Genomic DNA, 25,754 nt, shown 5'->3' on the forward strand with positions numbered 1-25,754 from the left:
TGTAGACGCCTGACCTGCCGCAAAGCTCAGTGCATGCCCTGCATGCGCGTGCTCCACAGCATGGTCTTCATCGCCGCGGTGCCCACGGCCGCGCCAAATCGCTTGGCGACGCGTTCGGCGATGTTCTCCTTGACCGTGTAGTCGACAATGTCCTCGGCCTTGAGCACGTCGCGCGCAACGGAATCGGCGGTGCCCAGGCCGTCGGCCAGGCCCAGTTCAATGCTGCGCTCGCCCGACCAGAACAGGCCCGAGAACAGCTCCGGATCGTTCTTGAGCCGGTCGCCGCGACCTTCCTTCACCACGTCGATGAACTGCTGGTGGATTTCCTTGAGCATCGTCTCGGCATAGGCCTTTTGCCGGGGCACCTGCGGCGAGAACGGGTCGAGCATGCCCTTGTTGGCGCCCGAGGTGTACAGCCGGCGCTCCACGCCGAGCTTGTCCATCAGCCCGGTAAAGCCGAAGCCGTCCATCAGCACCCCGATCGAACCGACGATGCTGGCCTTGTCGACATAGATCTTGTCGGCCGACGCGGCCACGTAATAGCCACCCGAGGCGCAGATCTCCTCCACCACCACATAGAACGGCTTGGACGGATAGAGCTCACGCAGCCGGTGGATCTCATCGTTAATGATGCCGGCCTGCACCGGCGAGCCGCCTGGCGAGTTGATCTTGAGGATCACCCCGGCCGCGTTGGTGTCGGCGAACGCCGCCTGCAGCGAGGCGTTGATCGATTCGGCGCTGGCCGGCGTGCCCGCGGCGATCTCGCCTTCGAGCGTGACCATCGCGGTATGGCGGCCGGAAGTGCTGATGCCGTCGCCTTTGAAGTCGAACAGCGCAATAAAGATCAGCGCCAGCAGCGCCAGCCCAACCAGGCGGAAGAAGATGCGCCAGCGGCGCGCCGCGCGCTGCTCGCGCAGCGATGCGGTCAGCACCTTTTCGAGCAAATCGCGTTCCCAGCCCGAGCCGCCCACGGGGCCGCCGGCGGTGTCACCGGCCAGGCGCGCCTTGCGCTCGCCTGCTTCACGCCGCGCGGCGTCGTCGCCGGCGCGCAACTCCTTTTCCAACGGGTAGTCCGCGTGCGGTGCGGTAACCAGGCGCTCGGATCCCGGCGGCTGCGAATCGCTGCCCGGGGCGCCCTCGCCCGCCGCCTTGCGCTCGTCCGGCTGACCCGATTCACCCGATTCGCCAAAAGGCGGTTTCTGTTGTTCTGTCATGCAAATCGCTCGTGGAAAGGCTTGGAAATACGCGGTGGGCCTGGCTGGCCGTCAGTCAGGCATCGTCTGTGCGATCCGGAACGGGGCCTCGGGCACCCAATAGACCTGGCCGTCGCGCTCTTCGATGCGCAGCTTGGCCAGCGACGCGCCGCGGCAGGGCCCGCCAACGCACTCGCCGCTATCCGGCGCATAGACCGCGCCATGAGTGGCGCACATCAAGTATAGGCCCGAGGCATCGAAGAACCGGCCTTCCTGCCAGTCCAGCTCCATCGGCACATGCGCGCACTGGTTCAGGTAGCCATGCACGGCGCCGTCGAAGCGCACCACGAAGGCGCCGATCTCGCGGCTCTCCAGCGCCACCGAAAAGCGCACGCCGAGGCCGCCTTCCTCGAGTTCCCCGGCGGCGCACAGCCGCACCGGCGCCTGGCCGGATGCCGCTTCAGGCATGGGCCAGCAGCCAGTCGGTCAGGTCGGCGATCGAGGTGGCGCAGTGCACCGGCGCCATCGCCCGCAGCGAATCGCCGGGATGTGCGCCGTAGCAGACACCAATGCCTGCCGCGCCGGCATTGGCCGCCATCTGCAGGTCATGGGTGGTGTCGCCGACCATCACCGTGCGCTCCATGTCCTGGCCCAGTTCGCGGGCCAGTTCCTGCAGCATGGCCGGGTGCGGCTTGGAGAAGGTCTCGTCAGCGCAGCGCGTGGCGTCGAACAGCCGGGTCAGGCCGCTGGTGGCCAGCGCGCGCTGCAGGCCGACCCGGGTCTTGCCGGTGGCCACGCCCAGGAAATAGTGCTCGCCGCGCAGGGTCTCGAGCATTTCACGCACGCCATCGAACAGCACCAGGTCGGCGTCACGGGTCAGGAAGTGGTAGCGGTAGCGTTCGGCCAGGCGGGGGTAGTCGGCCGGGTCGAGCGTTGGCACGGCATATGACAGCGCGTCCTTCAGGCCGAGCCCGATGACGTGGCTGGCCGCCCTGTCGTCAGGCACGGGCAGGCCCAGGTCGCGGCTGGCAAGCTGGATGCACTTGGCGATGGTCGGGGTCGAATCCATCAGCGTCCCGTCCCAGTCGAAAACGATCAGGTCAAACTGTTGCCTGGCCATGGTAATCCTTGTGATGTTTCATGCACTACCCTACTCCGGGGCGTGCAGATGACGCAATTGTTGCAGGAATCCGACGCATTCGTCGGGCAGCGGCGCTTCCACGGCCAGTGGCTCGCCCGTGGCCGGATGAATAAAGACCAGCCGGTGGGCGTGCAGGAACATCCGCTTGATGCCCGGGTTCGCCCCGGAACGCGCGAGCGACTTGTTCAGGGAGAAGTCTCCGTATTTCTCGTCGCCGACGATTGGGAATCCCGAGTGCGCCAGGTGCACCCGGATCTGGTGGGTGCGGCCGGTCTTCAGTTCCGCTTCAAGCAGCGTGAAGCCCGGGAATGCCTCCACGCGGTTAAAGACCGTGTGGGAGGCGAGGCCGTCGGCCTGGACGCGCACGCGCCGCTCGCCGTCGGGCGTGCTGTATTTATATAGAGGCAGCTTCACATGCTGGCGCGCGTTCTGGAATTCGCCGGCGACACAGGCGTAGTAGCGCTTGTCCATGGCGTTGCCGCGAATCTGTTCGTGCAGGTGGACCAGCGCCGAACGCTTCTTGGCAAGCACCAGGATGCCGGAGGTCTCGCGGTCGAGCCGGTGCACCAGTTCCAGGAACTTGGCCTGTGGCCGGGCCTGGCGCAACTGCTCGATCACACCGAAAGCAACACCCGAGCCCCCGTGTACGGCTACGCCCGCAGGCTTGTTGACCACCAGCAGGTGGGTGTCCTCGAACAGCACCGGGAATTCGCTGGCGGGGACATGGGACTTGTCGGATTGTGCGGATGCCGCCACCCGCATCGGCGGGATGCGCACGACATCGCCCGATTGCAGCCGATAAGTCGCATCGATCCGCCCCTTATTGACGCGAACTTCACCCGAACGCAGCACCCGGTAGATATGGCTCTTGGGCACCCCCTTGGCCACCTTCAGCAGGAAGTTGTCGATGCGCTGGCCTTCGGAGCCTTCGTCAATCGTGACATACGCCACCTGTGGGCTTGCCGGTGCGGCCTCGGCAACCTTTTCAATTTGATGGCGTAACTCATTCATTTTCAATATAATTTCCTCGCTGTCCCGGCCTGGGGCCGGCAGCGCAAGACCTGTGTAAGCGATTTATCGCATTCTACACTTGGGGTCACCGCCAACCCCGCCCGTCTCCCCGGTTCTTTGTCCCGCTTCGCGTGATCCGCGAGCGCCAGACGGGCAAATGGCAGTAAAAGCAGCACGCACGGTGCCGCCGGCACGCAGGAAGCCGCCCATAGGAGGCTTCGGCGCGGCAGGCGGTGACGTGGGAACAGAGTGTTCAGGTAAAACAGAATTTAAAGGCGGATGCCCCTGCCGGCATCCGCTTCGGTGAGAGAAGTCCCGCCCGCACCGGGAAACGGTGCCGGCCGGCAGGCTTGCCTGCCGCCTGACTGGAAATATTGGCGCCCGGTCGCAGAACTCCAAGAAGTAGTAGGTGCGCCCGCCAGGAGATGTCAGGCTGCAACGGCGGCTATGCCGAGTCCGAAAAACTTGCTCTTTGACGCGTCTAGGCCTTCCGCGGCCGGCCGCGATGCCGTCGACGCCGGTTGCGCCGGCGTACCGCATCGCCTCCGGCACGGGAACGCGCCGGATGTCTGCGCAAGAGCAGCCACCGGCGTTCTCTCCTGCCCCGCGGACGTTACCCCGACGTCATCGCCTCTCTTTCACCCGCGCCCAGCCGCCCGCATTTCTCGCGAAGCGGCGCTTTCCGGCAATTCTCGCGCCTCGCTCGCTCCCTCGCGTGCTCCATGGGATCGCCGCGGACACCGCCCAGACGGTGCCACCCGCGACACTGGAGTGAGGTATTGCGATGAAACGCATGCTGTTCAACGCGACGCAACAGGAGGAATTGCGCGTCGCCATCGTCGACGGTCAGAAACTGATCGATATCGACATCGAGACTGCCGGGCGCGAACAGCGCAAGGGCAACATCTACAAGGGTGTCATCACCCGCATCGAGCCGTCGCTGGAAGCCTGCTTCGTCAACTACGGCGAAGAGCGCCACGGCTTCCTGCCGTTCAAGGAAGTGGCCCGCGCCTTCTTCAAGGAAGGCATTGACGTGCGCAACGCGCGCATCCAGGATGCCCTGCATGAAGGCCAGGAACTGATCGTCCAGGTCGAGAAGGAAGAGCGCGGCAACAAGGGCGCGGCGCTGACCACCTTTATCTCGCTGGCCGGCCGCTACCTGGTGCTGATGCCCAACAACCCGCGCGGCGGCGGCGTGTCGCGCCGCATCGAGGGCGAGGACCGCCAGGAACTGCGCGAGACCATGGCGCAGCTGACCGTGCCCGATGGCATGAGCATCATCGCCCGTACCGCCGGCATCGGCCGCTCGGCCGAGGAACTGCAGTGGGACCTGAACTACCTGCTGCAACTGTGGAAGGCCATCGACGGCGCCGCCGGCGACAATAAGGCCCCGCTGCTGATCTACCTGGAATCGAGCCTGGTCATCCGCGCCATCCGCGACTACTTCCAGCCGGATATCGGCGAGATCCTGATCGACACCGACGAGATCTACGAACAGGCCCGCGCCTTCATGAGCGTGGTGATGCCTGACAACATGAACCGCGTGAAGAAGTACCGGGACGACGTGCCGCTCTTCTCGCGCTTCCAGATCGAACACCAGATCGAGTCGGCCTATTCGCGCATGGTGATGCTGCCCTCGGGCGGCGCCATCGTGATCGACCACACCGAGGCGCTGGTCTCCGTGGACGTGAACTCGGCCCGCGCCACCAAGGGCGCCGACATCGAGGAAACCGCGCTGCGCACCAACCTCGAGGCCGCCGACGAGATCGCCCGCCAGCTGCGCCTGCGCGACCTGGGCGGCCTGATCGTGATCGACTTTATCGACATGGAGTCGGGCAAGGCCCAGAAGGACGTGGAAACGCGCCTGAAGGACGCGCTGCGCCACGACCGCGCGCGCGTGCAGATGGGCAAGATCAGCCGCTTCGGCCTGATGGAGCTGTCGCGCCAGCGCCTGCGCCCGTCGCTGTCGGAGGGCTCGCACATCACTTGCCCGCGCTGCAACGGCACCGGTCATATCCGCGATACCGAATCTTCCGCCCTGCAGGTGCTGCGCATCATTCAGGAAGAGGCGATGAAGGAAAACACCGCCGCCATCCACTGCCAGGTGCCGGTGGAGGTCGCCGCCTTCCTGCTGAACGAGAAGCGCCAGGAAATCAACCTGATCGAGCTGCGCTTCAAGGTCAATGTGCTGCTGATCCCCAACAAGCACCTGGAAACGCCGCACTACAAGCTGGAGCGCCTGCGCCACGACGATCCGCGCCTGGAAGAGAGCACCGCCAGCTACCGCATGGCCGAGGCTGCCGCCAAGGAACTGGAAGCCGACACCAGCTACAGCAGCCGCCGCAAGGAAGAAGCCAAGCCGCGCCAGGAAGCCGCGGTCAAGGGCATCACCCCGGAACAGCCGGCGCCGGTATCGGTGCCGCGCCCCGAGCGCGCGCCCAAGCCGGAAACCCCGGCCGCCCCGCCCGTGCCGGCCACCCAGCCGGTGGTCAGCGGCGGCTTTATCGCCTGGCTGAAGGGCCTGTTCGGCGCCCGTCCGGCGACCCCGCCGGTGGTGGAACCCGCCAAGCCGGCGGCAGCCGCAGAAACCCGCGGCGCCGAAGGCCGCCGCGAGCGCGGCCCGCGTGGCGAAGGCCGTGGCCAGCGTGGTGAGCGCGGCGAACGCGGTGAGCGTGCCGAGCGCGGTGAGCGTGCCGAGCGCGGCGAGCGGACCGAACGTGGTGAGCGCGGGGAACGTGGCGAGCGCCAGCCCCGCGGCCAGCGCGGCGAGCGCGCGGAACGTGCCGAGCGCCAGGGTGGTGAACGTGGCGAGCAACGCGAGACCCGTGGCGAACGCCAGGGCCGCCAGCCGCGCCAGCAAGGTGAAGGCCAGGCCACCCCGGCCGTGGCCCGCTTGGGCGAAGCAGCGCAGGCCGAGCGTGGCCAGGGCGAACGCGCCGAAGCCCGCCAGGAAGGCCGCCGCGAGCGCAGCCAGGAGCGCCGCGAGCGCCAGCGTGACCGCCAGCGCGAGCGCAGCGACCTGCGTGAAGCCGAAGCCGGCGAAGCGCCGCAGCCGGAAGCCGTAGCCGCCGCCCAGGCACTGGGCGTGCTGCCGCAGGCCTTCGCGGAAGAGTCGCAGGCCGGCCGTGCCGAACTGCTGGAAGGCGCCGAGGGCGTGGCCGAGACCGCCGCGGAAGGTGAAGAGCGCCGCCGCCGCAACCGCCGTGGCCGCAACCGCTATCGCCGCGAACGCGACGAGACGGCGCAAGGTAAGCAAGGCGAAGGCGAAGGCGAAGGCGAAGGCGAGGGCGAAGGCGAATTCGCCCAGGAAGCTGCTGAAGGCGCCGCCCCGGTGACCGCCGAGGCAGCTCCCCAGGCTGTCCCGCAAGCCGAACCCGCACCGCAAGCTGCGGTGGCCGTCGCTGCCGCCGCCGAAGCCGTCGAAGCGATCCGCATCGCCGTGCCGGAGGGGGTGACGCCGGCGCCAGCAGCTGAGACTGCACCGGTGGCAGCACCCGCGGCCGAGCAGGCTGCCCCGGTGACCGCCGCCGCCGTGACGGAAGCCATCGCTGCCGAAGCCGCGGTCGAGCCGGTCGTGAGCGCCGCCGTCGAGACCGCCCCGGCCGTGGCGGAAGTTGCCGAGCCGGTGGTCACGCCGGCACCGGCAGCCGAGCCCGCCGTGGCATTCGCACCGGCCGCCCCGGTGGTTGCTGCAGCACCGGCCGCTCCAGCCGTGGCCGCCGCCCCGGCAGCGATGGAAAGCCTCGAGCCGATGCTCGCCTCCGTCGGCCTGCAGTGGGTCCATACCGACAGCGACAAGCTGCGCTCGGCCCAGGAAGCTGCTGCCCGCGTCGCACCCGCCCCGCGCGTGCCGCGCGAGCGCAAGCCGCTGCCGCCGTTGCCGCAAGGTCCGATGATCCTGGTCGAGACCGGTGGCCGCGAGGTGGAGATGTCGCAGCAGTAAGCGCCCCCGACCCCGAAGGGGAGCGCGGTTTTGGGTGCTCCCAAGCCGCCCGGGCTAGCCTAAGCAAGGTGTTCTCCCTCTCCCCTCAGGGGGAGAGGGAAGCAAACCAAACCGGCGGCGGGGTCACTCTGCTAGCAGCTGCAAACCAAGGGACGGCCTGGCCGTCCCTTTTTTCATGCCCGCGCCATTCCCTCCCCTGATACCGGCATCAAGGGAATACGGATGCCCAACCCCCGCCTCAGCTAGAATGGCAGCAGAATGCATCCGCCCCCCGGGCGCCCTGCCCCGCAGCGCCGCTCCCCGGAAGCAGCGCCCACCCACAGGCCATGACCGAATCCGTCATTCCGATTTTCGACCTGCGCGATCATCGCTACCGTTCGATGACGCCCAGCATTCCCGGCAAGCTGGTTGCGCCCACCGGCCTGGTGGCCGACACCCGCGGCCGGCCGCTGCATGACCTGCGCATCTCGGTGACGGACCGCTGCAATTTCCGCTGCGTCTACTGCATGCCGAAGGAAGTCTTCGACAAGGACTACACCTTCCTGCCGCACTCCGAACTGCTGAGCTTCGAGGAAATCGAGCGCACCGCCCGCCTGTTCGTTGGCCAGGGCGTGGAGAAGATCCGCCTGACCGGCGGCGAGCCGCTGCTACGCAAGAACATCGAGCACCTGGTCGAGATGCTGGCGAAGATCGAGACCGTCTCGGGCAAGCCGCTGGACCTGACGCTGACCACCAATGCCTCGCTGCTGGCACGCAAGGCCCGCGCCCTGCGCGATGCCGGCCTGACCCGCGTCAGCGTCAGCCTCGACGCGGTCGACGACGCCATCTTCCGCCGCATGAACGATGTCGACTTCGCCGTCGCCGACGTGCTGCATGGCATCGAGACCGCGCAGGCGGTCGGGCTGGCGCCGATCAAGGTCAACATGGTGGTCAAGCGCGGCACCAACGATCAGGAAATCGTGCCGATGGCGCGCCACTTCCGCCACAGCGGCATCATCGTGCGCTTTATCGAATTCATGGACGTAGGCGCCAGCAACCACTGGCAGATGGACGAGGTGCTGCCCTCGGCCGAGGTGGTGCGCCGCATCGATGCCGAATTCCCGCTCGAGCCGATGCAGGCCAACTATTCCGGCGAGACCGCCGAGCGCTGGCGCTACCGCGACGGCAGCGGCGAGATCGGCGTGATCTCCAGCGTCACCCACGCCTTTTGCGGCGACTGCAGCCGCATCCGCCTGTCCACCGAAGGCCGGCTCTACCTGTGCCTGTTCGCGACCGAGGGCTATGACCTGCGCGCCTTGCTGCGCGGCGGCTACAGCGACCTGGAGATCTCCAACGCGATCGCCCAGGTATGGCAGGCCCGCACCGACAACTATTCCGAGCAGCGCGGCAATCCGGCCGTGCGCCAGGCCCGCGCCGAGCGCAAGATCGAGATGTCCTACATCGGCGGCTGATCCCGCCGCCAGACCCTACCCTCCTTCATGATTGCACGCGACGACATCACCGGCCTGATCCTCGCAGGCGGCAGGGGCAGCCGCATGGGCGGCACCGACAAGGGACTGCAGCCGCTGCGCGGCACGCCGATGGCGATGCACACGATGATGCGGCTCACGCCGCAGGTCGGCGGGCTGATGATCAATGCCAACCGCAACCTGGCCGCCTATGAATCGTTCGGCGTGCCGGTCTACACCGACTCGGTGCCCGACTTCGCCGGCCCGCTGGCCGGCATGCTGGCCGGACTGGAACAGTGCCCGACGCCGTGGATGGTGACCGCGCCGTGCGACTCGCCCTTCCTGCCGACCGACCTGGTGGCGCGGCTGGCACAGGCGCTCGAGGCCGAAGGCGCGGAACTGGCGATCCCGGTGACGCTGGATGAAGACGGCCGGCGCCAGACCCAACCCGTGTTCTGCCTGATGCCGGTCAGTGCGCTCGACAGCCTGGTGGCTTATCTTTTCGGCGGCGGCCGCAAGATCGAGACCTGGGCCGCCTCGCACCGGCTGGCCGAAGTGCTGTTCGAAGACGCCGCGGCCTTTGCCAATATCAACACCCTGGACGAACTGCGTACGCACGAAAGCCGCTAAACCGCCGCCGAGCCACCATGCCCTCCCTGCAATCCGTCATCTCCTGCCTTTCCGACTACGACCCCACCGCCCTGCCAGTGGACCAGGCCAACCGCATCATCGGCGAGGTGGTGGAGCCGGTACTCGGCGTCGAACAGGTGCCGATCCGCAGCGCGCTGGACCGCGTGCTGGCCGAGGATATCGTCTCGCCCATCGACGTGCCGGCGCATGACAACTCGGCCATGGACGGCTACGCCTTCCGGGGCGAGGCGCTCGCCGCCGCGCAGACGGACACGGTCGAACTGGAAGTGATCGGCACCGCCTTCGCCGGCGGCGCGGGCGAGCTCGCCCCCACTGCGGTGCAGGCGGTGCGCATCATGACCGGCGCGGTAATGCCCGCAGGCTGCGACACCGTGGTGCCGCAGGAATTCGTCGAGGCCCTGGCTGACGGTGCGCGTATCCGCTTTGCCGCCGACTGCGTGCGCACCGGCGACAACCGCCGCCTGCGCGGCGAAGACCTGGCGCGCGGCCAGGCCGCGCTGCAGGCCGGGCGCGTGGTGCAGCCCGCCGACCTGGGCCTGCTGGCCTCGCTGGGCGTGGCCGAGGTGCGCGTGCGCCGGCGCCTGCGCGTGGCCTTCTTCTCCACCGGCGACGAACTGCGCTCGATCGGCGAGCCGCTCGATGCCGGCTGCGTCTACGACTCCAACCGCTACACGCTGCACGGCATGCTGCGGCGGATGAATGTCGAGCTGCTCGACATGGGCGTGGTGCGCGACGACCCCGACGCGCTCGAGGCCGCCTTCCGCACCGCCTGCGAGACCGCCGACGCGGTCATCACCTCCGGCGGCGTCTCGGTCGGCGAGGCCGACTACACCAAGCAGATCATGGCGCGGCTTGGCGACGTCACGTTCTGGAAGATCGCCATGCGCCCGGGCCGGCCGATGGCATTCGGGCGCATCAACTCCAACGGCCGCGACGCGCTGCTGTTCGGCCTGCCGGGCAACCCGGTGGCCGTGATGGTCACCTTCTACCACTTCGTGCGCGCCGCGCTGCACCGGCTGATGGGCGCCAGCGTGCCCCCGCTGCCGCTCTTGCGCGTGCGCAGCGCGCAGGCGATCCGCAAGAAGCCCGGCCGCACCGAGTACCAGCGCGGCATCCTGGCGCGGGCCGCCGACGGACAGTGGGAAGTGCGCATCACCGGCCAGCAAGGCTCGGGGGTGCTGCGCTCGATGAGCGAAGCCAACTGCTTTATCGTGCTTGGCCACGAGCATGATTCGGTCAGGGCCGGCGACCCGGTTGAGGTCATGCTGTTCGACGGCCTGGTCTGAGTTCAGGCTGAGGCCAATCCGAGCCGGCAAAGGGCCGGCTGCCACCAGCCCTTTGTCGCGATGTGTCGTATTTGCGCCGCACATTTTCAGCGGCGGCGCGCCGGGCGCAGTGCTTTCGGCTGCCCTGCGGGCGGCGGGCTATGCGGGTGACGGTCCAATCGTTACACTTGGCGCACGATTCAGAATTATTCGAGTTATTCCCCGTGATGAATCAGGAGATCGCCTACCTCCACCCCGTCAAGACCGCCCGCGCGCTGGTGCTGGTCTACCTGTGCTTCTCGCTGCCGATCGTATCGCTCGGGCTGTTCGTGACCTTCGTCCGCTATGGCGACCTGCCGGCGATCACGGTCTTCAGCGCGATCATCCTGAATGCGCTGATCGGCTTCGGGCTGCTGTGGCTGGCGTGCAAGGCCTACAACTGGGTGGCCGCGCGCTTTGGCGGCATTCAGGTCCACGTGCGCGAACTCGCGCCCGAAGAAGACTGAGCAGCGCGACTGAAGTCGTGGCCGGCAGCACGCTGGCCGCCGCCGAACGGCCTCCTGCGAGGCCTCTTTCCTTCCTGACCTGCGTCACTCAGCCGCCGTTGTCTTCCAGCGTTTCCGGCGTTTCGGCATCCGCCGCATTGAGGCCCAGCAGCTGCTGGGCGGCATCGCCCGGCAGCGCTTCCACCGTGCGCAGCTTGCGCGCCATCTGGCGCGTGCGCACCTCGGCCTGCTCGATATTGCGCGCGGCGCGCTCCAGCGTATCGCGGGTCTTGGCCAGCACGTCGCCGAACTTGCCGAACTCGGTCTTGACCGCCCCCAATACCTCCCACACCTCGCTCGAACGCTTTTCCAGCGCCAGCGTGCGGAAGCCCATCTGCAGGCTGTTTAGCAGCGCGGTCAGCGTGGTCGGCCCTGACACGGTCACGCGGTAATCACGCTGCAGCAGGTCGGTCAGGCCCGGGCGCCGCAGCACTTCGGCGTACAGCCCTTCGGTCGGCAGGAACAGGATCGCGAAATCCGTGGTCTGCGGCGGCGACAGGTATTTCTCGGCGATGGTCTGGGCCTCGCGCCGCAGCGCCACTTCCAGCTCACGCCCGAAGGCGATCACCCCATCCGCGTCGCCGCGCTCCTGCGCGTCGACCAGGCGTTCGTATTGCTCCTTGGGGAACTTGGCGTCGATCGGCAGCCAGACCGGCGCATTGTCACCACCCGCCGACTTGCCCGGCAGCCGGATCGCGAACTCCACCCGCGCGCCGGAGTTGCGCACGGTCTCGACGTTCTTGCCGTACTGCTCCGGCGTCAGCATCTGCTCCAGCAGCATTTCCAGCTGGACTTCGCCCCAGGTGCCGCGCGACTTCACATTGGTCAGCACTTTCTTCAAGTCGCCCACGCCTTGCGCCAGCACCTGCATTTCGCCCAGGCCGCGGTGTACCTGCTCCAGGCGGTCCGACACCAGCCGGAACGATTCGCCCAGGCGCTGTTCCAGCGTGGCGTGCAGCTTCTCGTCGACGGTGCGGCGCATCTCCTCCAGCTTGGCGGCGTTGTTGGCCTCGATGGCTTGCAGCTTCTGCTCGAGCGTGGCGCGCACTTCGGCCAGCCGCCGCTCGTTGGCCTCCGACATCTGCGCCAGCTGCTGCTGCAGCCCGTCACCGAAGCGGCGCAGCGAACCGGCCTGCTCGTCGCGCGCCTGCTGGCCCTGCAGCATCAGGTGCTGGCGCACCTGCTCGAGCTGCTGGGTGTTGGACTCCGTCAGCTTGGCCAGCTGCTGCGCAAAGGTGTCGATCTGGTTGTTCTGCAGCGTGGCGATGCCGGTCAGCTGCGACGACAACGCCTGCTGGAAGCGCAGCATCTGCTGTGCCGACTCGTCGCGGTTGCCGCGCGCGGCCTCGCCCACCTCGGTGCGCACCTCACGCTCCAGCCGCTCCATGCCGCGCAGGTTTTCCACGCGCACCTCGGCCAGTTGCCGCATCACGTCGGCGCCCGGCGAAGCCGCCTGCTGCCGCAACAGCACCACTACCAGCAAAACGACCGCGAGCAGCGCCACGGCCAGCGTCAGGAACGGAATCAGGGACATCAGCAGGAATCAGGTTGGCGACGGGCCGGCCGGCTCAGCGGCGATGCGGCATCACTTCAGGATTGATTACGGTGGGCGGATGGCCGGCTTGCGGGCCCTGGTCGAGCGCGGCGATCAGGTTCTCGGCGGCCAGCATCGCCATCGCGCGGCGGGTCTTCTCGGAGGCGCTGGCGATATGCGGCGTCAGCACGACGTTCGGCACGGTCAGCAGGTCCGGATGGACGCTGGGCTCGCCCTCGAACACATCCAGCCCGGCACCGAAAATGCGCTTGTCGCGCAGCGCCTGCGCCAGCGCGGCGTCGTCGACGATGCCGCCGCGCGCCAGGTTGACCAGCGTCGCGGTCGGTTTCATCTGCGCCAGTTCCGCCGCGCCAATGGCGTGGTGGCTCTGCGGACCATACGGCAGCACCAGCACCAGGTGGTCGGACTGGCGCAGCAGGTCTTCCTTGCTGACATAGCGCGCGTTGAGCGCGCGCTCAGTGTCCGCCGGCAGCTGGCTGCGGTTGTGGTACAGCACGCTCATGCCAAACCCAGCAGCACGACGCGCCAGCGCCTGGCCGATGCGGCCCATGCCCAGGATGCCGAGCGTGCTGCCGTACAGGTCCACGCCGACCAGCATGTCGTAGCTCCAGCGCTGCCACTTGCCAGCGCGCAGGTAGTGCTCGGCCTCGGTCACGCGGCGCGCGGTCGCCATCAGCAGCGCCCAGCCGAAGTCGGCGGTGGTCTCGGTCAGCACGTCCGGCGTGTTGGTGGCGACGATCCCGGTAGCCGTCAGCGCCGGCACGTCCAGGTTGTTGTAGCCGACCGCCATGTTGCAGACGGCGCGCAGCGACGGCAGCCCGGCGATCACCGCGCCGTCGATGCGGTCGGCGGCGTTGGCCAGCACGCCGGCCTTGCCGGCCAGGCGCGCCTGCAGCGCGGCGGCATCGAGCACCGCGTCCTGCTGGTTGTCGTCAACATCGAAATACTGCGCCAGGTGCGCAATGACTTCGGGGTAGATGGCGCGGGTGACAAGTACGGACGGCTTCATGGCATCACACGTGGAAGAAAAGGAAGGTCATGATGACGAACAGCGGCACCAGGAAGATGCCCGAGTACAGCATATAACCGAAGAAGCTCGGCATGCGCACGCCGCGGTTCTCGGCGATGGCCTTGACCATCAGGTTGGGCGCGTTGCCGATATAGGTATTGGCGCCCATGAACACGGCACCCGCCGAGATCGCCGCCAGCGTCGAGGCATCGCGCGTCATCAGCGTGACGGGGTCGCCCCCGGCGGTGTTGAAGAACACCAGGTAGGTCGGCGCGTTGTCCAGGAACGAGGACAGGACCCCGGTGGCCCAGAAGTACATGCTGTCGACCGGCTGGCCATTGCTGTCGCTGACCGCGCGGATCACGCCGGCAAACGCGCCGTCGGTGCCCGCCTTTAGCATCGCGATCACCGGGATGATGGTCAGGAAGATGCCGGCGAACAGCTTGCCCACCTCCAGGATCGGCTCCCAGTTGAACTCGTTGCCGGCGCGCGCGGATCGCGGCGTGACCAGCAGCGACACAACCGCCACCACCACCAGCAGCACATCGCGCACCGCGGCCTGCAGCGGCACTTCGGTGCCCAGGATGTCGAACGAGATGCCGGGCTTCCACAGCCCGCTCATCAGCACCAGCCCGATCACGGCCAGCAGCAGCACGAAGTTGGACTTGCCTTCGATGGCGATGCCGCCCGAATCCGGCGTCGGGTCGCTGCGGGCCGGCAGTTCCTCTTCCTTGTTGCGGTAGTAGTGCCGGTCAACCAGGTAGAACAGCGCCAGCAGCACCACGCAGATAAAGAGCGTCTCCAGGTAGATGTTGCGCATGGTCCAGAAGAACTCCACGCCCTTCAGGAAGCCAAGGAACAGCGGCGGGTCGCCCAGCGGCGTCAGCGCGCCGCCGGCATTGGCCACCAGGAAGATAAAGAACACCACCACGTGCGCCACATGGCGGCGGTTGTCGTTGGCGCGCAGCAGCGGCCGGATCAGCAGCATGGCCGCGCCGGTGGTGCCCATGAAGCTGGCCAGCAACGTGCCCAGCGCCAGGATGCCGGTATTGAGCCTTGGCGTGCCGTGCAGGTTGCCGCGCACGCAGATGCCGCCGGCGACGATGTAAAGCGCTGCGATCAGTACGATAAACGGGATGTACTCGGCCAGCAGCGCGTGGACCGCGCTGGCGGTTGCCGCATGCGCGCCGAACACCAGCGCGAACGGCAGCAGGAACAGCAGCCCCCAGCCCGCGGCGATCTTGCCATAGTGGTGATGCCAGAACTTCGGCGCGAGCAGCGGCCACAGCGCGATCGACAGCAGGATGCCGGCGAACGGCAGCCCCCACAGCGCAGACAGCGAGGCGCCGTCGAGGTCCGCCGCGTGGGCGGCAACGGGAAAGGCGGCCAGCATGGCCAGCAGTGGCAACAGCGCGGTGGCAAGTCGCATCAGGCAGGATCTCCTTGGCTCGGGAATGCAGCATTGATCAGCGCATTGCGCATTACCGCCGCGCCGGGGCTGTGCGCAAAGGCAAACCTGCAAGTGTAATTCAACCACCTTGCGCGCCGCCCTTGGGCTACGCGCCTGACGCCACTTTTCTTGCGGCGGGTCAGCAAGCGCTCAGGCTTGCTCCACCAGGATCACGTGCACGCGGTACGGGCCGTGTGCGCCCAGCACGATGGTCTGTTCGATATCGCCCGTGCGCGACGGGCCGCTGATGATATTGGTGGCGCGCGGCAGTTCGCCGCGTTCGCTGCGCACCAGCGCGAAGGCGTCTTCCAGGCCGGCGACGATGCGCGAGCGCGGCACCACCGCCACATGGGTCTCGGGCAGCAGCGCGGCCGAAGCAAACGTGGTCGGCCCCGACAGCAGCATCAGCGAGCCGGTCTCGGCGATCGCGCAAAAGCAGCCGGTGATGCCGACCAGGTCGCCATGATCGTGGTCGGCCTCGACTTCGCGTACCGGCGGCCGGCATTCCACTTCGATTCCCGCGGCCTGCCACGGCAGCGCGCCCAGCGCATCCCAGGCCACCGCGCGATGCACCAGGTTCAGGCTGTCGAGAAAACGCACGATGGCGGCGGGCACCTCGTCCATGGTCGCCACGCGGTCGACGGTCGAGGACATGCGCTGCGCCTGCGCCAGGAAGTGCTCGGTCAGGTCGGCAGCGGACATCGGCCGCGGGCCCTGCGGATGGCGCGCGAGGTAGTCGGCCACCGCCTCGCGCTCGCCGGAGGTCGGCCTGGCCGGCCTGCCCTGGGCGGCACGGATGCGGGCAAAGATGCGGTCGCGGGCGTCGTTGGTTTCCATATGGCCTGGTTGTTCTTGTCGCGGGGCGCGGCTGGTATGCGCCGATTATAGTGTTGGCCGCCGTGCGCCGAGTCGGCTACGGCGCCGCCTTGACCGAGAACACCTGCCGCAGGTAGGCAAGGTAGCCAGCATCGTCGCACATGGTCTTCTCCGGCGTATCCGACAGCTTGGCCACCGGCTGCCCGTTGCAGCGGACCATCTTGATGACGATCTGCAGCGGCGTGTAGCCCAGGTCGTTGGTCAGGTTGGTGCCGACACCGAAGGCCAGCCGGCACCGGCCATGGAAGCGCTCGTACAGTTCGATCACGCGCGGGATGTCGAGGCTGTCGCTGAAGATCAGCGTCTTGGTGCGCGGGTCGACGCGGTTGGCGGCATAGTGGGCGACCATGCGCTCGCCCCACAGCATCGGGTCGCCGGAATCATGGCGCACGCCGTCGAAGAGCTTGCAGAAGTACAGGTCGAAGTCGCGCAGGAAGGCATCGAAGCCATAGGTGTCGGACAGCGCAATGCCCAGGTCGCCGCGATACTCGCGCGCCCACCGCTCCAGCGCGTACACCTGCGAATCGCGCAGCCGCGGACCCAGCGCCTGGCACGCCTGCAGGTATTCATGCGCCATCGTTCCGAGCGGCACCATATTGTGCAGGTGGGCAAAGTGGACGTTGCTGGTGCCGGCCAGCTGCGGCCCAAGCACGCGCCGCATGGTCAGCAGCACCTCTTCCTGCCAGTCGCGCGAGAAGCGCCGGCGCGTGCCATAGTCGGCGATAACGCAATCGGCGACCTCCGGCGTCTTCAGCAGCGCCAGCTTGTCTTCCAGCCGGCGGCGGCCTTCGGCGAGGTCCGGCCGGGGCTGGGTGCGGCGGAAATAGACCTCGTTGACGATCGCCAGCACGGGCACTTCGAACATGATGGTATGCAGCCACGGGCCGATGATCGAGATCTCGATCTCGCCGTTGCCCTGCGGCGCCGGCCGCACCGACACGTACTTCTCGTTCAGGTGGAACAGGCCAAGGAAGTCGACGAAATCGCTCTTGATAAAGCGCAGGCCGCGCAGGTAGGTCAGTTCGTCGTCGGTGAAGCGCAGCTGGCATAGGTGTGCCACTTCGGCGCGGATCTCGTCGATATACGGCGTCAGGTCGACGCCCGCGTTGCGGCACTTGAAGCGGTATTCGACCTGCGCCTGCGGAAACTGATGCTGCACCACCTGCATCATCGTGAATTTGTACAGGTCGGTGTCGAGCAGAGACTGGATGATCATAGCGAGCCAGACGGCGATGCCGGGTCAGTCCGACATGCTAACCGAAGTCTACCTGCGCGCGTGGCGCTCAGGCGCCGTCGAGGAACGGCTGCGGCGGCCGCGGCGCCGCCCTGCCCCTGGCCTTGCCCTGCAGGCACCAGAGCTGGCGGCCGTCCGCACCGGCGCACGACACCAGCGTGGCGGCGTCGCGTGGCACCTGCTGCGGCAGCGGCTCGGCAAAAGCGCCGTCGCCGGCCAGGATGCGCTCGGTATAGACCGGCGTGCCCGCGCGCTCGAAGCGCAGCATCTGGACCCGATCGCCCGGCTGCGGCTGCAACTCCGGCCCGCACGGCATCAGGCCGGCGCGGCCGCAATGGGCGATCGCGTCGCCCGCGGGCGAGTCGGTCACGCTGAAGTGGTCCCAGTCAAACGCGGTCAGCGCCGGCAGCGCGACTGGCGCATCGGAACGGGCGCGCCACGCCACCAGGCGCGACACCACGCTGTCGGCCATGCCGGGCTGGGCCAGGGTCTGCGCAGAAACGGGATCGAAGTGCAAGAAAAATGCCGTCCACTGCACAACTACAGCCAGGACCGCGACATGGCGCCGCAGGCGGGCAGGATGAAAACGGCGAGGCTGGCGTGGCATATGGGTCTCCCGGCCGGATACATGTGACATGCAGGCGGCCTCCATCATGCGCCGGGACACGCCGGCACGCCAGCCGGCCGCCATGCGTTGGATCAAAAGCACATAAAGAAATAAGAAAACTATCTGATCCGGCTATATAGACCCGCTATCGTTGTCGGAAGGCTCGGCTACAATATCGGCTTCCGAAAGGCCTCGGCCGGCGCTCGTCCAGCCCATTCTGCAACGTTGCGGATGGAGCGTGTCCGCCGGCAAGAAGCGGCCCGAACAAGTTTCCCATTAAAAGCCGACCTGTTTTCCTGGAACCGAAATGACTCACGTTGTCACCGAATCCTGCATCCGTTGCCGCTACACAGACTGCGTTGACGTGTGTCCGGTCGATTGTTTCCGCGAAGGCCCCAACTTCCTGGCCATCGACCCGGATGAGTGCATCGACTGCGCCGTGTGCGTGGCCGAGTGCCCGGTGAACGCGATTTACGCCGAGGAAGACGTCCCGGGCGACCAGCAGCAGTTCATTGACCTGAACGCCGAGCTGGCGCGCGCATGGCCCTCCATCACCAAGACCAAGGCCCCGCTGGCCGAGGCCGAGGAATGGAAGGACGCCACCGACAAGCTGCAGTACCTGCAGCGCTGAACAAAAAAGAAAGCCGTCCCCACGCGCTTTCCGCAATACCGGGCACACGGTGCCCCACCAACGTATCAGGACGAATATGGACTTGAGCATTCCAAATCCCGTTGCCGACACGACCAGGCAGGTCGAAGGCGGCAACCCCGCCGGCGGCCAGCCGCTGGAGATCGACGCGCTGATCGTCGGTGCCGGTCCGGTGGGCCTGTTCCAGGTCTTCGAACTGGGCCTGCTTGAAATCAAGGCGCACGTCATCGATTCCCTGAAGGTGGTCGGCGGCCAGTGCGTCGAGCTGTATCCGGACAAGCCCATCTATGACATCCCGGCCGTGCCCATCTGCACCGGCCAGGAACTGACCGACAACCTGCTCAAGCAGATCGAGCCGTTCGAGCCCACCTTCCACCTGGGCCAGGAAGTCGCCGTGGTCGAGCGCCGTGAAGACGGCCGCTTCTTCGTCGAGACCTCGCTCGGAACCCGCTTTATCACCAAGACCATCTTCATCGCCGCCGGCGTGGGCTCGTTCCAGCCGCGTACGCTGAAGGTCGAGGGCCTGGACAGGTTCGACGGCAAGCAGCTGTTCTACCGCGTCAAGGACCCGAGCCGCTTCCACGGCCGCAACCTGGTGATCGTCGGTGGCGGCGACTCCGCGCTGGATTGGACGCTGGACCTGGTCGGCAAGGCCGAGTCGGTGGTGATGATCCACCGTCGCGATGGCTTCCGTGCCGCGCCCGCCTCGGTCGCCAAGATGAAGGAACTGTGCGAACAGATGGAAATGCAGTTCCTGGTCGGCCAGATCGGCGGCTATGAAGACAAGGACGGCGTGCTCACCGAGATCAAGGTGACCGGCGCCGACGGCGTGACCCGCCGCCTGCCGCTCGACGACCTGCTGGTGTTCTTCGGCCTGTCGCCCAAGCTCGGCCCGATCGCCGAGTGGGGCCTGGACCTGGAGCGCAAGCAGATCAAGGTGGACACCGAGAAGTTCGAGACCAACATCCCGGGCATCTTCGCGGTGGGCGACATCAACACCTACCCCGGCAAGAAGAAGCTGATCCTGTCGGGCTTCCACGAGGCCGCGCTGGCCGCGTTCGGTGCTGCGCCGTATATCTTCCCCGAGAAGAAGATCCACATGCAGTACACGACCACCTCGCCGAAGCTGCACAAGATCCTCGGTGTGGAATCGCCCGTGTTCGACTGATCGGCTTCATGCGCTGAAGAAAAAAACCGCCGCGAGGCGGTTTTTTTCTGGCACAAATCAGAAAGCGTGGCTATAATGCGGCCTCGCTGTTGAACACGACGCCCTGAAGCCGGCAGAGATGCCCTTCAACATCGTCAAACGCAGCAAGCCGGAAGCTTCCAGACACCTGGCGACACGAACAAAACGTCGAAAAGGTATTGACGAAGAAAAGAGAAACTGGCTATAATTTCTTTCTCAGCTGTTCCCCGATAGCTCAGTCGGTAGAGCGACGGACTGTTAATCCGCAGGTCCCTGGTTCGAGCCCAGGTCGGGGAGCCAACCGATACGGAAGCCCGGTGCATATGCACCGGGCTTTTTCGTTTTGGGCTTCGATTCGTGCAATGCGCTTCAACGTTGTCCCGCCTCGACAGCCGTCACGACAGCCTGCGGGCCGCCGCAACGTCTTCCCCTCTTTTCTTATCCCTGCAGCGAACTGCCAGCGGCCTTCAGCGCCACGACAATGGCGTCAGCATTGGCTTCGATCCGATGCAGCGGCCCCGCTACGGACATGCCATAGGTCACGCCACCGATAGCCACCGGGATAGCGATCGCGCCGAGGTCAGGAAAGGATTCGCCAAGGTTCGGATACCACCCTTGCGCCTGCCATTGCTGCATGGCGGCTTCGAAAACGCGCAGCGAGTCCACGGTGCGCCCCGTCCGCGAGGCAAACGACACGCCGGCCAGCAGTTCGGCGCGGGCATCGGCTGGCATCGCACCAAGGATGGCGCGGCCGATGGAGTTCACATGCGCATCGCGCAGCTCGCCCGGCGCGGCGATATAGCGCACCGGATTGGCGGACTCGCGCACCTCCAGGTACAGCACCCGCCCGTCATCCTGCAGCTTGCCGAATATCACCGTTTCGCCGGTGGTGTCGCGCAGCGATTCCAGCACCGGCTGCACGCGTTCGAGCAGCGGGTCGTTGCGGGCGATGCGCTGGGCGATATCGAGCAGCCGGCGCGTCGGGTAGTAGCCCTGGCGGCGGCCGGTCTCGTACAGGTAGCCGAGCGAGGCCAGCGTGCGGATCAGCCCCAGGCAGCTCGACATGGGCGCGCCCAGCAGCTTGGCCAACTCGGTCAGCGTCAGCGAGCGCCCTTCGCGCGCATAGATCTCCATGATCTCGATCACGCGCAGCGCGGTCTTGACGCTGGCGTAACCGGATTTCTCGGCCGCTTCGTTTTCTGCCATCGTTTGGCTTCCTCGACTTCAGTATCCGTTGGCCGGGATTGTACGCGGCGGCGCCGTTCGGCAACGCGGGGTCAGCCCTCCCCGTCTTCGGCTTGCGGCAAGGCCTGCGGCCAGCTGCGGATATTGCCCGGTGTGCGCGAGAAGCGCGTAGGGATGCCCACGCCGCGCAGCCGGCCTTCGCTCGGATGGTCGTACTCGAACATCATGCCGGTGGCGCGCAGGTGCGGATCGTCGGCGAGGCTGTCGAAGTCCGGCACTTCGCTGTGCGGGATATCGGCATCGCGCAGCAGGTCCAGCCACTCTGCAGTGGTGCGCTGCGCGACGATCTCGGCCAGCGTGGCGTAAAGCGCGTCGATATTGGCGCTGCGCGCGGCCGGCGTGGCATAGCGACGATCGTGCGCCAGTTCCGCATGGCCTGACACATCGAAAAAACGCAGCCATTGGGCGCTGGTATAGGGCAGCAGCGCAATATGGCCGTCGCGCGTGCGATAGGGCTTGCGGTGCGCCGACATCACGCGCGGATAGCCGGCCGGCCCCAGCGGCGGGATGAAGGTCTGGCCGGCGAGCTGCTCTGTGGCCAGGAAGGACACCAGCGTCTCGAACATCGGCACCTCGATGGCCTGGCCCTGGCCGGAGCGCTCGCGCTCGTATAGTGCCATCGGGATCGCGTAGGCCACGGTCAGCCCGGCTACCTTGTCGGCCAGGATGGTGTTGACGTACTGCGGCCCCTCGTTTGAGTTGGCGCCCTGGAACTGCGCCATGCCGCTGCGCGCCTGGATGATGTCGTCGAATGCCGGCGCGCCCGCGTAGGGGCCCTCCTCCGAATAGCCGTAAGCGCCGCAGTAGATCAGCCGCGGATGGTCCGCGCGCAGCGAGGCATAGTCCAGCCCGAGCTTGCGCAGCGACTGCGGCCGCACGTTGGAGACAAAGACATCCGCCGTGGCGATCAACGCCTTCAGCGCGGCCAGGTCTTCCGGCTGCTTCACGTCCAGCACGACGAACTGCTTGTTGCGGTTCAGGTTCAGGAAGCTGGCGCCCATCGCGGCATGCCGCGCCGGCTCGGCATGCCGGAACACGTCGCCGGCGGGCGGTTCGACCTTGATGACTTCGGCGCCCATGTCGCCGAGGATCTGAGTCGCATACGGTCCCATCGCGACCGAGGTCATGTCGATCACACGGATGCCGGCCAGCGGCCCGGTGGCGGCGGGAGCCTGCGCTTGCTCGTCTGGCATCGTCGTCGCTCCCGTTCAGTACGACTTGGGCAAACCCAGGACGCGCTCGGCGATGAAGCACATGATGAGCTGCGGGCTGACCGGTGCGATGCGCGGGATATACGACTCGCGCAGCAGCCGCTCCACGCGGTACTCGCGCGAATAGCCCATGCCGCCCAGCGTCAGGATCGCGGTCTGGCAGGCGTTGTGGCCGGCCTCGGCGGCGAGGTACTTGGCCGCGTTGGCTTCGGCGCCGCACGACTGGCCGGCGTCATAGCGCGCGGCGGCCTTGAGCATCATCAGGTTGGCCGATTCGAGCTGCATCCACGCCTGCGCCAGCGGATGCTGCACGCCCTGGTTCATGCCGATCGGGCGGCCGAACACCACGCGCTCCTTGGCGTACTGCGTGGCGATCGCCAGCGCCGCGCGGCCCAGCCCGATGGCCTCGGCGGCGATCAGGATGCGCTCGGGGTTCAGCCCGTGCAGGATGTACTCGAAGCCCTTGCCCTCTTCCCCGATGCGGTCTTCGTCCGGGATAAACAGGTCGTCGATAAACAGCATGTTGGTATCGACGGCGGCGCGGCCCATCTTGTCGATCTCGCGGATCTCGATCTTGCTGCGATCGACTTTGGTGTAGAACAACGACAGCCCTTCGGTCGATTTCTTCACCGACTCCAGCGGCGTGGTACGCGCCAGCAGCAGCATGCGGTCGGCCACCTGCGCGGTCGAGATCCAGATCTTGCGCCCGCTCACCGAATAGCCGCCCGGCACCTTGCGCGCAAAGGTCTTGAGCTTGGTGGTGTCCAGGCCCGCGTCCGGCTCGGTCACGCCGAAGCAGGCCTTCTCCTTGCCGGCGATCAGCGGCGGCAGGAAGCGGCCCTTCTGCTCGTCGGTGCCGAACACCACCACCGGGTTCAGGCCGAACACGTTCATGTGCACGGCCGAGGCACCGGTCATGCCCGCGCCCGACTGCGAGATGGTCTGCATCACCAGCGCCGCCTCGAGGATGCCCAGCCCGGCGCCGCCGAACGCCTCGGGCATCGCCACGCCCAGCCAGCCGCCTTCGCACAGCGTCTTGTAGAACTCATGCGGATAGGTGGCGGACTTGTCGAGCCGGTCCCAGTACTCCATGTCGAATTGCGTGCAGACCTGCTGCACGGCCTCGACGATCGATGCCTGGTCTTCGGAGAGATCGAAATTCATATGCGTTGACTGTGGAATCTTGTTGGTCAGTTGCGTGCTCATTCCGGCTGGATGCCCGCGTCCTTCACCAGGCGCGACCACTTCTGCAGTTCGGCCACGACAAACTGGCTGAGCTCAGCCGGCGTACTGCCGAACGGCTCGAAGCCCAGCGCGTGGAACTGCGCCGCATGCTGCTTGCTGGTGGCAATGGCGACCAGTTCGCGGTTGAGCCGCTCCACCACCGGCGCGGGCACGCCAGCCGGGGCGAATACGCCGTTCCAGGAGGTGATGTCGAATCCCTTGAGCTCGGTTGCGCTGGCCACCGGCGGCAGGTCGGGCAGCAGTGCGCTGCGCTGCGCCGTGGTCACCGCCAGCGCGCGCAGCTTGCCGGCACGGACGTTGGCGATGCCGGCGGCGAAGTCGACGAACATCGCCTGCACCTGGCCGCCCATCACGTCGGTCATGGCCGGGGGCGTGCTCTTGTACGGCACGTGCAGCATCTTCAGCCCGGCCATCTTCGACAGCGTGGCGCCGGCGACGATGCCGGTGCTGTTGCCGCTGGCGTAGCTCATGCCGGGGTGCGCCTTGGCGTAGTCGATGAATTCGCGCAGCGTCTTCACCGGCAGCTGCGGATTGACCACCAGCATGAACGGCAGGTTGCCCATGCGCGAGACCGGGGTGAAATCCTTGACCGGGTCGTAGCGCAGCTGCTTCATCAGCGAGGGGTTGGCCGAGTGCGTAGTGTTGGTGGTCATGAACAGCGTGTAGCCGTCGGCCGGGGCCTTGGCCACGAACTCGGCGGCGATGGTGCCGTTGGCGCCCGGCTTGTTGTCCACCACCACCGGCTGATGCAGCGATTCGCCCAGGTACCTGGCGGTCAGGCGGGCGACGGCGTCGGTGCCGCTGCCGGCGGCGAACGGAACCACCAGGCGCAGCGGCTTTGACGGGAATTCGTCGGCAGCCGTGGCAGCCAGCGGCGCCAGCGCGGCGGTGCACCCGAGCACCAGGCTGGCAAAGGCGTTCTTGATGGACTTCACGGTCGTTGTCTCCTGTAGTTATATGAACCCATACCGTGGCCGGCCGCGTCTCAGGCGGGCCGTATCACACGGTCGGGGGATTCCTCATACGGCGGGGAATAGATGACGAGAATCTTGGCCGGTTCGTCGCTGACCACCGTGAACACGTGCATCTCATCCGGCGGGAAGAAACAGCAGTCGCCCGGGCCCAGTTCCTTGCGCTGGCCGCCTACCTCGGCCACGGCGCGGCCTTCCAGCACGTAGCAGACCTGCTCGATGCCGGGGTGCGCGTGCGGCAGCGCGCCCTTGCCTTTCTCGATGGTGCCGTGGATCACCTCGAGATGGCGTGAGCCTACGGTCTCGGGCCCGATCAGCCGGCGGTTGAGCGTGCCGACATGGTTGGCGGGGTGGTAGCCCTCGACCTCGTCGGTCGAGATGAAATAAACCGGACGGTCCTGCATCGCAGCTCTCCTGTCAGGGGTCGCCATCGGACGGCGATGAATTCATATTTATGAATAACAGTTTATACATGTGAATTCATCCGTCAAACGATTTCCGGCCCGTTGCGGGTTTACCGGGAGGGGCGGCAGCGCGAGCGCCGGCCTCACGCGCGGCGTGATCGGCAAAGAAGTGGTCGGAGCGTAACGCCGGGGCTAGCCGGCGAAGCGGTAGCCCACGCCGATCTCGGTCAACAGGTAGGCCGGGCGGGCGGGGTCCGCCTCAAGCTTGTGGCGCAGGTGGCCCATATAGACGCGCAGGTACTGGCTGCTTTCGGCATGCGACGGCCCCCACACCTCGCGCAGCAGCTCGCGGTGGGTCATCACCTTGCCGCGATGCGCCAGCAGCACCGCCAGCAGCCGGTATTCGATCGGCGTCAGGTGCACCGGCTCGCCGGCGCGCGTGACCTGCCGGTTGGCCAGGTCCACGGCAATCTCGCCGAACGCCACCTGCGCCTTGCCTTGCGCCCCGCTGCGCGCATGCCGGCGCAGCAGCACGCGCAGGCGCGCCACCAGCTCGCCCACGCCGAAGGGCTTGGTCAGGTAGTCGTCGGCGCCGGCGTCGAGCGCGCGGATTTTCTCGGACTCGTCGGTGCGCGCGGACAGCACCAGCACCGGCACCTCGGTCCAGGTGCGCAGATCTCCGATCATCGACACGCCGTCGCCATCAGGCAGGCCGAGGTCCAGAATCACCAGGTCGGGCTGGCGCGTGCCGGCCTCGATCAGGCCGCGTTGCAGCGATTCGGCCTCATGCACGGTACAGCCCTCGTCCTGCAGCGCCGCGCGCACGAAGCGGCGGATATGGGGCTCGTCTTCCACCAGCAGCACCGTGGGCGCGAACTCGAAGGGCATCGCTTGTCGGGTCCTTGAAGGGTTGTG

23 protein-coding genes and 1 tRNA gene are annotated in these 25,754 nt (G+C 67.0%); 8 read left to right on the plus strand and 16 right to left on the minus strand.

Annotation, left to right across the window (positions count from 1 at the left end):
- Positions 1-26 precede the first annotated feature (26 nt).
- The 4 genes from K307_RS40230 to K307_RS40245 are packed head-to-tail and all read right to left on the minus strand — an operon-like array spanning position 27 to position 3,345.
- On the minus strand, positions 27-1,214 hold the full coding sequence (locus K307_RS40230) for a S49 family peptidase (RefSeq protein WP_042886595.1): 1,188 nt from the start codon (positions 1,212-1,214) through the stop codon (positions 27-29).
- Between the two features lie 51 nt (positions 1,215-1,265).
- Positions 1,266-1,661, minus strand: coding sequence for a Rieske (2Fe-2S) protein (locus K307_RS40235; RefSeq protein ID WP_042886596.1), 396 nt, complete (start codon positions 1,659-1,661; stop codon positions 1,266-1,268).
- A complete protein-coding gene (locus K307_RS40240; protein ID WP_042886597.1) occupies positions 1,654-2,313 on the minus strand; it encodes an HAD-IA family hydrolase in 660 nt (219 codons plus the stop codon). The genes K307_RS40235 and K307_RS40240 overlap by 8 nt, the downstream gene beginning before the upstream one ends.
- Positions 2,314-2,343: 30 nt before the next feature.
- A complete protein-coding gene (locus tag K307_RS40245) occupies positions 2,344-3,345 on the minus strand; it encodes an RluA family pseudouridine synthase (RefSeq protein WP_042886598.1) in 1,002 nt (333 codons plus the stop codon).
- Between the two features lie 784 nt (positions 3,346-4,129).
- Here K307_RS40245 and K307_RS40250 point away from each other — a divergent pair.
- The 5 genes from K307_RS40250 (at position 4,130) to K307_RS40270 (ending at position 11,158) form a co-directional block, all read left to right on the plus strand.
- A complete protein-coding gene (locus K307_RS40250) occupies positions 4,130-7,288 on the plus strand; it encodes an Rne/Rng family ribonuclease (protein ID WP_042886599.1) in 3,159 nt (1,052 codons plus the stop codon).
- Between the two features lie 326 nt (positions 7,289-7,614).
- Positions 7,615-8,739, plus strand: a complete 1,125-nt coding sequence (gene moaA / locus K307_RS40255) for a GTP 3',8-cyclase MoaA (protein WP_042886600.1) — start codon at positions 7,615-7,617, stop codon at positions 8,737-8,739.
- A gap of 27 nt (positions 8,740-8,766) precedes the next feature.
- Positions 8,767-9,366: a molybdenum cofactor guanylyltransferase MobA gene (gene mobA / locus K307_RS40260; protein WP_042886601.1), complete on the plus strand. Its 600-nt coding sequence runs from the start codon at positions 8,767-8,769 to the stop codon at positions 9,364-9,366.
- A gap of 17 nt (positions 9,367-9,383) precedes the next feature.
- Positions 9,384-10,673 (plus strand): gephyrin-like molybdotransferase Glp, encoded by a 1,290-nt coding sequence (gene glp / locus K307_RS40265; protein WP_042886602.1) that lies wholly within the window; start codon positions 9,384-9,386, stop codon positions 10,671-10,673.
- Positions 10,674-10,879: 206 nt separating this feature from the next.
- Entirely contained in the window at positions 10,880-11,158 is a 279-nt protein-coding gene (locus K307_RS40270; protein ID WP_042886603.1) for a hypothetical protein, read from the plus strand.
- Positions 11,159-11,246: 88 nt separating this feature from the next.
- Here the strand turns inward: K307_RS40270 and rmuC are convergent, their stop codons facing one another.
- From rmuC to K307_RS40300, 6 genes are all read right to left on the minus strand, one after another.
- Positions 11,247-12,731 carry a DNA recombination protein RmuC gene (gene rmuC / locus K307_RS40275; RefSeq protein ID WP_042886604.1) on the minus strand — a complete coding sequence of 495 codons (1,485 nt, stop codon included), beginning with the start codon at positions 12,729-12,731 and terminating at the stop codon, positions 11,247-11,249.
- A 34-nt stretch (positions 12,732-12,765) separates the two neighbouring features.
- Positions 12,766-13,761: a 2-hydroxyacid dehydrogenase gene (locus K307_RS40280; RefSeq protein WP_042886605.1), complete on the minus strand. Its 996-nt coding sequence runs from the start codon at positions 13,759-13,761 to the stop codon at positions 12,766-12,768.
- Between the two features lie 4 nt (positions 13,762-13,765).
- Positions 13,766-15,190 carry a sodium:proton antiporter gene (locus K307_RS40285; RefSeq protein WP_042886606.1) on the minus strand — a complete coding sequence of 475 codons (1,425 nt, stop codon included), beginning with the start codon at positions 15,188-15,190 and terminating at the stop codon, positions 13,766-13,768.
- Positions 15,191-15,361: 171 nt separating this feature from the next.
- The gene (locus K307_RS40290; RefSeq protein WP_042886607.1) at positions 15,362-16,048 is read right to left on the minus strand and encodes a LutC/YkgG family protein; all 687 of its coding nucleotides are present in this window, start codon (positions 16,046-16,048) and stop codon (positions 15,362-15,364) included.
- Positions 16,049-16,124: 76 nt separating this feature from the next.
- Positions 16,125-17,303: a nicotinate phosphoribosyltransferase gene (pncB, locus tag K307_RS40295; RefSeq protein ID WP_042886608.1), complete on the minus strand. Its 1,179-nt coding sequence runs from the start codon at positions 17,301-17,303 to the stop codon at positions 16,125-16,127.
- A gap of 67 nt (positions 17,304-17,370) precedes the next feature.
- Positions 17,371-17,928 (minus strand): hypothetical protein, encoded by a 558-nt coding sequence (locus K307_RS40300; protein ID WP_042888057.1) that lies wholly within the window; start codon positions 17,926-17,928, stop codon positions 17,371-17,373.
- A gap of 307 nt (positions 17,929-18,235) precedes the next feature.
- Here K307_RS40300 and fdxA point away from each other — a divergent pair, with 307 nt between their 5' ends.
- The 3 genes from fdxA (at position 18,236) to K307_RS40315 (ending at position 20,063) form a co-directional block, all read left to right on the plus strand.
- Entirely contained in the window at positions 18,236-18,559 is a 324-nt protein-coding gene (gene fdxA / locus K307_RS40305; protein ID WP_022535951.1) for a ferredoxin FdxA, read from the plus strand.
- A gap of 76 nt (positions 18,560-18,635) precedes the next feature.
- Positions 18,636-19,745, plus strand: coding sequence for an NAD(P)/FAD-dependent oxidoreductase (locus K307_RS40310; RefSeq protein ID WP_042886609.1), 1,110 nt, complete (start codon positions 18,636-18,638; stop codon positions 19,743-19,745).
- Between the two features lie 242 nt (positions 19,746-19,987).
- Positions 19,988-20,063: transfer RNA gene (locus K307_RS40315), tRNA-Asn, on the plus strand.
- Positions 20,064-20,201: 138 nt separating this feature from the next.
- Here the strand turns inward: K307_RS40315 and K307_RS40320 are convergent.
- From K307_RS40320 to kdpE, 6 genes are all read right to left on the minus strand, one after another.
- Positions 20,202-20,969, minus strand: a complete 768-nt coding sequence (locus K307_RS40320; RefSeq protein WP_042886610.1) for an IclR family transcriptional regulator — start codon at positions 20,967-20,969, stop codon at positions 20,202-20,204.
- Between the two features lie 71 nt (positions 20,970-21,040).
- A complete protein-coding gene (locus K307_RS40325; RefSeq protein WP_042886611.1) occupies positions 21,041-22,201 on the minus strand; it encodes a CaiB/BaiF CoA transferase family protein in 1,161 nt (386 codons plus the stop codon).
- A 15-nt stretch (positions 22,202-22,216) separates the two neighbouring features.
- Positions 22,217-23,383, minus strand: a complete 1,167-nt coding sequence (locus K307_RS40330; protein ID WP_042888058.1) for an acyl-CoA dehydrogenase family protein — start codon at positions 23,381-23,383, stop codon at positions 22,217-22,219.
- A gap of 38 nt (positions 23,384-23,421) precedes the next feature.
- Positions 23,422-24,399, minus strand: coding sequence for a Bug family tripartite tricarboxylate transporter substrate binding protein (locus tag K307_RS40335; protein WP_042886613.1), 978 nt, complete (start codon positions 24,397-24,399; stop codon positions 23,422-23,424).
- Between the two features lie 50 nt (positions 24,400-24,449).
- Complete coding sequence (locus tag K307_RS40340) at positions 24,450-24,839, minus strand: cupin domain-containing protein (protein WP_042886615.1); 390 nt, start codon at positions 24,837-24,839, stop codon at positions 24,450-24,452.
- Between the two features lie 192 nt (positions 24,840-25,031).
- Entirely contained in the window at positions 25,032-25,727 is a 696-nt protein-coding gene (kdpE, locus tag K307_RS40345; protein WP_042886616.1) for a two-component system response regulator KdpE, read from the minus strand.
- Between the last annotated feature and the right edge of the window lie 27 nt (positions 25,728-25,754).

Source organism: Cupriavidus necator A5-1 (assembly GCF_000744095.1).
Classification (GTDB): Bacteria; Pseudomonadota; Gammaproteobacteria; order Burkholderiales; family Burkholderiaceae; genus Cupriavidus; species Cupriavidus necator_A.